This window comes from Atlantibacter hermannii (genome assembly GCF_009907385.1).
Classification (GTDB): domain Bacteria; phylum Pseudomonadota; class Gammaproteobacteria; order Enterobacterales; family Enterobacteriaceae; genus Atlantibacter; species Atlantibacter hermannii_A.
Genome location: NZ_JAAATR010000076.1, coordinates 1 through 959 on the forward strand (window position 1 = coordinate 1; position 959 = coordinate 959).

1 protein-coding gene and 1 pseudogene are annotated in these 959 nt (G+C 60.7%); both read right to left on the reverse strand.

Going from position 1 to position 959, the window contains the following annotated elements; genetic code table 11:
• Positions 1–689 (reverse strand): annotated as a pseudogene (locus GV764_RS17960) (hypothetical protein); the annotation flags it as partial.
• Positions 690–740: 51 nt separating this feature from the next.
• A partial coding sequence (locus GV764_RS22165) for a DUF6453 family protein (protein WP_236651904.1) occupies positions 741–959 on the reverse strand: 219 nt, incomplete at its 5' end.

Sequence of the window (959 nt, forward strand, 5' to 3'; positions counted from 1 at the left end):
TCCATCACCGACGACGCGGCGCTGTTCGCGGCATTACCGATGTTAAATGCCGCAGCTGATGCTGACGTGCGGTTTCCCGCGTACGCGATGCCCGGGGTGTTACTTGACGACAGGCGGAACAACATCGATCCGGCGATATTTGCATTGCCCAGAACGGGTATATTGCCGCCTGCCACGCCCGTGTCGCGCGTTGCCACACTGCCGAGCTGAAGCCCTGTGCGCGCAGCTGCTGGCGTTGTGCCGCCCGTTCCGCCCTGCTCAACCGGTACCGCGCCGCCCACGCCGCGCTGCGCAAGTTTGCCGAGAGCCGGAATGCTGACAGCAACGCCATTAATTGTGACATTGACGGCCTGGTTGGCAGTTGTACCAGCAAAAGTCTCCCACGCATCGCTGCTCGCGTCGTAGTCCCGGACAAGCTGCGCAATACTTTGCGCCAGGCCGTCAACAGAAAGCGCGTCAGTCGTCAGGATGGCGTATTTCGTGCCAGCCGCAAGCCATGGGTTTGCGGCAGCGGTGAGCGTCAGGGATGTGGCGCTGTTCACGGTCGCAATCTCAAAAATCTGGGGCGGGGATGTCAGGACAAGAAGGGTCTGCCCGGCGCGGACCGCACTGGCCGCTGCCGTGAAATTCGTACCGGTGCCTGTTACACCTGCACCTGCAATCGCAATAGTACCTGCGTTGTAAATCATAATTGCTCCAGTAAAAAAACCCGCCGGATGGCGGGTCTGGGTAAGTGTTGGTTAATACATGGCGGGTATGCATGGCACGGGGATGTTTGTCAGGCGCTGGCCAACCAGCGCGTATCTGTCAGTCCAGCGCCAGCGCACGCGACCGCGCCCACACCGGACGGCGTTTCCTGACCTGACGATGCCCGCCAGTTTCATATAGTCCCACCCGCCGTTGGTGTTACTGTCGTAGCCGTAGACGCCCAGCATGATCATGCTGTCGCCGATGTCCGT